The sequence below is a fragment of the Micromonospora chalcea genome (genome assembly GCF_002926165.1).
Classification (GTDB): Bacteria; Actinomycetota; Actinomycetes; order Mycobacteriales; family Micromonosporaceae; genus Micromonospora; species Micromonospora chalcea.
The window spans coordinates 21,995-28,149 of the sequence record NZ_MAGP01000166.1; the positions used below are offsets into that span (position 1 = coordinate 21,995).

Below are 6,155 nucleotides of genomic sequence, written 5' to 3' on the forward strand. Positions count from 1 at the left end.
GGTACCGTCCCCGCCGTGCTGGACACCGAAGAACTACTCGCCGAGTTCACGTCGCCCCGCCCGTACACGATGGCGGTCGTCGCCGACGCGCCGGCCGCGCCCGGCGTGCACCTGGTGCTCGACGGTGGCGTGGTGGTCTACGTCGGCTACACCGGCAACCTGCGCTCCCGGCTGCGGCAGCACCTCACCGGCAACCGCGACTCGTCGGTGCTGCACGACCAGGTCGGCCAGCTCCTCGACACGCCCGGCCGCGCCGCGACCCGCGACGACATCGCCGGGTGGCTGGGGCGGCGCGAGGTCCGCTGGCTGGAGACCGACCACCCCGAGGGTACGAAGGACGCGCTGGTCCTGGCGTTGCGTCCCCGCTTCAACCGCCAGGTGCCCCGGCCCCACTAGGTGTCGGATCGCGTCGCGCGCAGCGCGTCCACCACCACAGCCCATCGGTTCGGCGACATCTCTTCCGGCGTCCGCAGTACGTCCCCGTCGTGCACCACCACCCCCGCCTCACGCAGCCGCTCCAGGTTCGGCTGGTATGCCGGATGCGCGGTAAGCACGGCTTTGACCCGGGGAAACACCTGGATCGGCAGGCCGGAGCCGAGCAGCTCGTTGAGGATGCCCAGGACAAGTGTGTCGCTCGCGCCGGTCGCCCACTTGTTAAGCGTGTTGAACGTGGCGGGCACGACCGCAGCGACGTCGGCCGGAGGGTGCGGCTCGGGGTCGCCGGGGCGGCGCCACTGCGCCCGCACCGGATATCCGGTCTGGTCGGCGAGTGCGTCACAGTCGAGCCAGCTCGCAGCGATCGGCGTGGCGATCAGACACACTCGCCACCCGTCGGCCATGAGCAGCTCGACGAGTTCGCCGATCCGCTGGGCCGGGGGAGCGGCGCAGACGATGAGGTAGAGCACCGGCGCTTGACTCATGCCCGCAGTCTTACCCTGCGCGTGTTAAGAAGGGGCCCCGCCTCTACCGGAGACGTTAAAAGGGGGCCCTTCCTTGCACGAAGCGGAGCTGGTGATCCAACGGGTGCTGCGGGACCTCCGGGAGGGGGCGCACCGCGGCGTCGTGGTGGACTCGCCGCCGGGCGCCGGGAAGTCCACCCTCGTGGTCCGCGCCGCGGTCGAGATCGCCGCCACCGGCGACCCGCTGATGATCGTGGCGCAGACCAACGAGCAGGTGGACGACCTCATCGACCGGCTCGGCCGAAAGGCCCCGGACCTGCGCGTCGGGCGGCTCTCCGCGACCGACTACCGGCCCACCGAGCGGGTAACCGGGCATCCGGCGGTCCGGGTCGCGGCGAAGGTCGCCGACCTGGGCGGGCCGGCGGTGACCATCGGTACGGCGGCCAAGTGGGCCACCGTCACCGAGGGAAGCTGGCCGTGGGCGATCGTCGACGAGGCGTACCAGATGCGCGCGGACGCGCTGCTGCGCGTGGCCGGGCGGTTCGAGCGGGCCCTGTTCGTCGGCGATCCCGGGCAGCTCGATCCGTTCTCCACTGTGGAGACGTTCCGCTGGACCGGGCTGACCTGGGATCCGATGCAGTCGGCGGTGGCCACGCTGCTGCGGCACAACCCGGAGTTGCCGGTGCACCGGCTGCCCGTGTCGTGGCGGCTGCCCGACTCGGCCGCGCCCGTGGTGTCCGCCGCGTTCTACCCGTTCACCGGGTTCCGCGCCGGCACCGGTCCGGCCGACCGGGTGCTGACGTTCACCGAGCCCGGTCCGGGGGACGCCTACGACGCCTCGGTGGAGGTGGCCGCCGCGACCGGCTGGGCGTTGCACGAGCTGCCGGCCCGGCACACCGTGCGTACCGATGCCGAAGCCGCCGCGGCCTGCGCGGAGCTGGCGCTGCGGGTGCTGGCGCGCGGCGCGGTCGCGGTGAGCGAAGCAGCGCCGGGCGGCGCGCCGGTCACCGCGGACCGGATCGCCGTCGGGGCCGCGCACCGCGACCAGGTCGCGGCCATCCGGTCCCGGCTGGGCACGGCCGGGGCGGGCATCACCGTGGACACCGCCAACCGGCTCCAGGGCCGGGAGTACGACGTGACGATAGTGCTGCACCCGCTCTCCGGCCGGCGGGACGCGACCGCGTTCCACCTGGAGTCGGGGAGGCTGTGCGTGCTGGCGTCGCGGCACCGGCACGCCTGCGTGGTGGTGGCCCGGGCCGGGATCGGTGAGCTGCTCGACGCGTACCCGTCGACCGAGCGGGTGCACCTGGACGTGCCGGTGAAGTTCCCGGACGGCTGGGAGGCCAACCAGACGGTGCTCACCCATCTGGACGCGCACCGGGCGTGACGACGGGCCGTCGTGGCATGTCCGGCGAACCGAACGGATCTTCCGGGCGGTGGAGGGCGGTGGGCACGATGGCCGGATGTACCCTCACGACCCGTATCAGCAGGATCCGTACCAGCCGGATCCGTACCAGCAGCAGTATCCGCCGCCGCAGTACCCGCCGCAGGCGTACGCGCCGCAGCCGGAGCAGCCGACGAACAGGTGGGCGATCGTCCTGTGGGTGGCGGTGCCGGCGCTGCTGGTGATCCTCTGCTGTGCCGGCTGTGTCGCGTCCGGGTTCGCGGGCGGGTTCATCGAGGGGTTCAACGAGGGCTATTCGTCGTCGTAGGCGTACCTCGGCGCGCGCCGCTGGCGGCGGTGCGTTAGGAAGGGATCATGACCGCGAGTGTGCTGCCCTGGCTGGGTGGGGGCGTGGTGGCCCTGGCGGCCGGGTTCCTCGCCGCGTTGCTGCCCCGGCGACGCGCCCGCGCGCAGGGCCGGCGCGTCGCCTGGTCCTCGGCGCGGGCGGCGATCCACGACGCCACCGTGAGCCGGGACGCGTCCCCGACGGCGGTGCCGGAGGCGGAGCGGCTGCTGGCCCGGGCCGAGATGCTCGCCGCCGCCCGGGGCGGCGCCGACGCGGCCCGGGCCGCGGCCGAGCACGCCCGCCGGGCCGACGAGCTGTGGCGGGCCGGCCGGTGACCGCGCCGAAGCTGCCGGTGCGCCGGGAGCTGGTGCGCTGGTCGCTGCTGGCCGCCGCGGCGGCAGTGCTCGTGGTGTTCCTGGGGGCGCAGCGGCAGAGCGTGGAGGTCAGCTACGGGCGGTCCCCGTCGGCGGGCGCGCTGCCGCAGGAGGGGTCGGCCGGGGAGCTGAGCGACGCGAGCGTGCCGTCGGTCGAGGAGATGACGGCGCTGGTCGCGGCCGAACCCGTGGTGCGGCTGCCCGGGGCGGTCGCGCGCTGGGACGAGCAGCGGGTACGGGCGGCCATCGGTGACCGGGGCACCCGGATCCTGGTCGCCCCGCCCGGTCTGGACGAGGCGGAACGCCGCCGGGTCAAGGACGTGGAGAACGCCGAGATCCGGATCGTCGGCACCGAGGTCAGCGGAGGGCTCTACGTGGCTTCGCCGGACGACCTGCCGGGCTGGCGGGCCCGGTTCGCCACCCGTGACGTGACCAGCTCGCTGCTCACGCTGCTGGCGACGCTGCACGACCAGCCGACCCCGCCGGACCGCGACGACCTGCGCTGGCGGGAACCGACCGGTCCGGAGCTGGCCCCGATGGTGGCCGCGTTGCGCGCCACCGGCCGGTACGTGGGCCCCGGCGCCACGCTGACCAAGCTGCCGGAGAAGGCGGCGAGCAGCGCGTTCCCGGACGGGGCCTGGTTCGTGGTGCTGCCCGCGCAGCCGTACGGGGAGCCGCTGCCCGCGTACGGGCCGGCGCTGCACCGGCTCGCCCCGGATCAGCCGCTCCTGGTGATGTACGGCGACTGGATCGAGTACCACGGTCCGAGTGCGGCGGAGTTCGCCGAGGTGGCCGGCGCGAGCTTCTACGCCCAGTTCGGCAGCCGGCTCGGCCGGTACGCCTACCCGCAGCAGAACGTGCTCGCCACGTACCTGGGCCAGGTGACCGACGTGCGGTACGCGGGGCTGTTCGACCGTCCGCTGCCGTACCGGCCGTTCGACCCGCTGCGGGTGGCGCTGCCGGCGTTGCCCTGGATCTTCGCCGCCTGCGTGGCCGGTTTCGTGGCGCTGTCGATCCGTACCGTGCGGGGCAGCGGTCGCCGTCCGGCCGACGTCGGTCCGGGCGGTACGCCGGCCCGGCTGGCCGGGCTCTCCGCGCTGGCGGTGGAGCTGTCGCTGCTCACCGACGCCCGCACCGACCCGGCGCTGGTGCGGGGCGTGGGCCGGTTGCGGGCGGCCCGGGACGCGCTGGGCGAAGGGTTGCCCGACCGGCACGTACGCGAATTGCTGGCCGACGCGGCGGCCGAGCTGGACGACGTGGCCCGGGACGTGCGGATGCCCGGCTACCGGCCGGACGTCTACCTGCGGGCGAGGCTGTCGTGAGCGGCGTCGCGACCCGGCCCGCGCGGACGCCCGCGCGTCGCGGCGCGGCGGCGACCGGTCCGCGCCGGCTGCTCGGCCGCCTGGTCGGCACCGCCTTCGGCCGGGCGACGCTCGCCTGCCTGGCGCTGGCCGGCTGGGCGCTGTGGTCCGGCGGCATCCTGGACGGGCCGGTCGCGCGGCAGGTGCGCGTCTCGTCGGTCTACGCCGCTCCCGGGGTGGACCTGGACCGGGCCGCCGCCGAGCGGGTCATCGGCAACCGGCGGCTGGTGGTGCTGATCATGGAGCCGGGCGCCGACCTGCGCGAGGCGTGCGCCGACACGAAGCGCGCCGCCCAGGGCACGCTGGTGCTGGCGATGAGCCGCGACGGCGAGGACTGGGACACCTACGGCTGCTCCCGGCTCGGTGGCGACGGCGCCAAGGACCTCGGCCGGGCCGTGGTCGCCGAGACCACCATCGGCCGGGGCGCCGACGCGTTCGTGGACCGGCCGGTCGAGGCGCTGAAGGTGATCGTGCTCAACTACGACCGGCTGGTCCGGGCCGGTCTGGTGCCGGACGGCGCTCGTACCATCAGCCCGTCGCTGCCCCGGTACCTGCTGGCCGGTGGCGCGGTGACCGGCGTGGTGGCCGGCGCGGCGGTGCTCTGGTTCGGCGGTCGCCGGGCCGGTCGCCTGGCCGACGCGCGCCGGGCCGGGCGGGACGCGCGCGCCGACGAACGGGCCGCGCTCGGCGCCGCCACCGCTGTGCTCGCCCAGCAGATCATCGACCTGGACGGGTACGCCGGTCCGGCCGCGCCGGCGCACCGGCGGCTGGCCGCCGACTACGTCGGCCTGCTCGACGAGGTGTCCGAGGTGGACGACGACGCCGGGGCGTTGCGCCGGCTCCGGGAGCGGGTCGAGGAGCTGAACCGCCGCGCGGCGGCTCTGGCCGACGACGCCGCGTCCGGGCGGGGCGCCGATCGCGCGGGTGGCCGCAAGCAGGACAAGCCGCGGGCCGGGAGCGCCGGCAGGTCGGCGGGCGGGCGTCCGGGCCGGACGGCGGCCGGCGCGCCGGGGAAGGGCCGGACGCGCGGACGGGGCCGGCGGTGACCCGCCGACCCCGTCGTCACTGCGTCGTCAGCGCTGGGCGCCCACCGTCGCGGCGGCCGGCCAGCTGCCGGTGAAGACCTGGGCGGGCGTCGCGCTGCGGGCCGCGAAGCCGAACAGCGAGTCGACCCGGGAGGCCTCGGCGGAGCTGGGGTACGGGTTGGTGCAGCTCGTACCGGCGCTGCCGCCGGACATCAGGATGGCGCAGTTGCCGTTGTAGTTGTCCGGCAGGCCGAGGATGTGGCCGATCTCGTGCGTCATGATGCGCAGTGCCGAGTACTGCTGGGCCTGGTTGTAGTCGATCACCACGCGGCCGTTGCCGAGGCTGGTGCGCTGGGCGTACGAGCCGCCGCCGTAGGTGTAGGTGATCCGCAGGTTGGACCCGCACTGGGCCATGTTGATGTTGTTCGTGTAGTTGTTCCAGATCGCCGCCGCCTGCACCGCCGTGTTGGCGAACGGGCCGGCCTGGCTGATGTTGTAGCAGACGTTGCGGACGGCGGCGGAGGCCGGAGCCGGGTTGACGGCTACCGCGCCGAGCGCTGCCAGCGTCGCGGCCGCGAGGGTGGCGAGGATCCGGGACAGCTTGGGCTTACGCATGGTTCACACTCCTTGGGATGGGGGGGGTGAGCGGAACGCCGCCAGCCTATAGATAGGTATCCATCGATATCAAGCGTGGTGGTGAACTGACCGGGCTCGATCATCCGTACCCCTTGTCGTGCGGACCACGGAGCTGGTGACCTGTCCCCGC

The 6,155-nt window shown here is 74.6% G+C and carries 8 protein-coding genes; 6 read left to right on the forward strand and 2 right to left on the reverse strand.

The genetic code is table 11. The annotated features are described in order from the left end of the window. Positions 1–15: 15 nt before the first annotated feature. Positions 16–396 carry a GIY-YIG nuclease family protein gene (locus BAW75_RS29325; protein WP_104115679.1) on the forward strand — a complete coding sequence of 127 codons (381 nt, stop codon included), beginning with the start codon at positions 16–18 and terminating at the stop codon, positions 394–396. Here the strand turns inward: BAW75_RS29325 and BAW75_RS29330 are convergent. Continuing rightward, the gene (locus BAW75_RS29330) at positions 393–920 is read right to left on the reverse strand and encodes a flavoprotein (protein ID WP_104115680.1); all 528 of its coding nucleotides are present in this window, start codon (positions 918–920) and stop codon (positions 393–395) included. The genes BAW75_RS29325 and BAW75_RS29330 overlap by 4 nt on opposite strands. Positions 921–993: 73 nt before the next feature. Here BAW75_RS29330 and BAW75_RS29335 point away from each other — a divergent pair, with 73 nt between their 5' ends. The 5 genes from BAW75_RS29335 to BAW75_RS29355 all read left to right on the forward strand — a co-directional run bounded on the left by BAW75_RS29335 (position 994) and on the right by BAW75_RS29355 (position 5,410). Continuing rightward, positions 994–2,286, forward strand: a complete 1,293-nt coding sequence (locus BAW75_RS29335) for an AAA family ATPase (RefSeq protein WP_104115681.1) — start codon at positions 994–996, stop codon at positions 2,284–2,286. A gap of 76 nt (positions 2,287–2,362) precedes the next feature. Continuing rightward, positions 2,363–2,611, forward strand: a complete 249-nt coding sequence (locus BAW75_RS29340; protein ID WP_104115682.1) for a hypothetical protein — start codon at positions 2,363–2,365, stop codon at positions 2,609–2,611. 47 nt (positions 2,612–2,658) lie between these two features. After that, positions 2,659–2,964: a DUF6403 family protein gene (locus BAW75_RS29345; RefSeq protein ID WP_043326275.1), complete on the forward strand. Its 306-nt coding sequence runs from the start codon at positions 2,659–2,661 to the stop codon at positions 2,962–2,964. Continuing rightward, positions 2,961–4,325 (forward strand): hypothetical protein, encoded by a 1,365-nt coding sequence (locus BAW75_RS29350; RefSeq protein ID WP_244206310.1) that lies wholly within the window; start codon positions 2,961–2,963, stop codon positions 4,323–4,325. The genes BAW75_RS29345 and BAW75_RS29350 overlap by 4 nt, the downstream gene beginning before the upstream one ends. After that, positions 4,322–5,410, forward strand: coding sequence for a hypothetical protein (locus tag BAW75_RS29355; protein WP_104115683.1), 1,089 nt, complete (start codon positions 4,322–4,324; stop codon positions 5,408–5,410). The genes BAW75_RS29350 and BAW75_RS29355 overlap by 4 nt, the downstream gene beginning before the upstream one ends. Positions 5,411–5,437: 27 nt before the next feature. On the opposite strand, the gene BAW75_RS29360 is transcribed toward BAW75_RS29355, so the two are convergent. After that, the gene (locus tag BAW75_RS29360; RefSeq protein WP_064446896.1) at positions 5,438–6,004 is read right to left on the reverse strand and encodes a snapalysin family zinc-dependent metalloprotease; all 567 of its coding nucleotides are present in this window, start codon (positions 6,002–6,004) and stop codon (positions 5,438–5,440) included. Positions 6,005–6,155: the final 151 nt, after the last annotated feature.

What these genes read in the sequence shown, in the direction of transcription:
- BAW75_RS29330 (WP_104115680.1), bottom strand. Translation starts at nt 920, where the DNA reads ATGAGTCAAGCGCCGGTGCTCTACCTCATCGTCTGCGCCGCTCCCCCG.
- BAW75_RS29340 (WP_104115682.1), top strand. Translation starts at nt 2,363, where the DNA reads ATGTACCCTCACGACCCGTATCAGCAGGATCCGTACCAGCCGGATCCG.
- BAW75_RS29345 (WP_043326275.1), top strand. Translation starts at nt 2,659, where the DNA reads ATGACCGCGAGTGTGCTGCCCTGGCTGGGTGGGGGCGTGGTGGCCCTG.
- BAW75_RS29360 (WP_064446896.1), bottom strand. Translation starts at nt 6,004, where the DNA reads ATGCGTAAGCCCAAGCTGTCCCGGATCCTCGCCACCCTCGCGGCCGCG.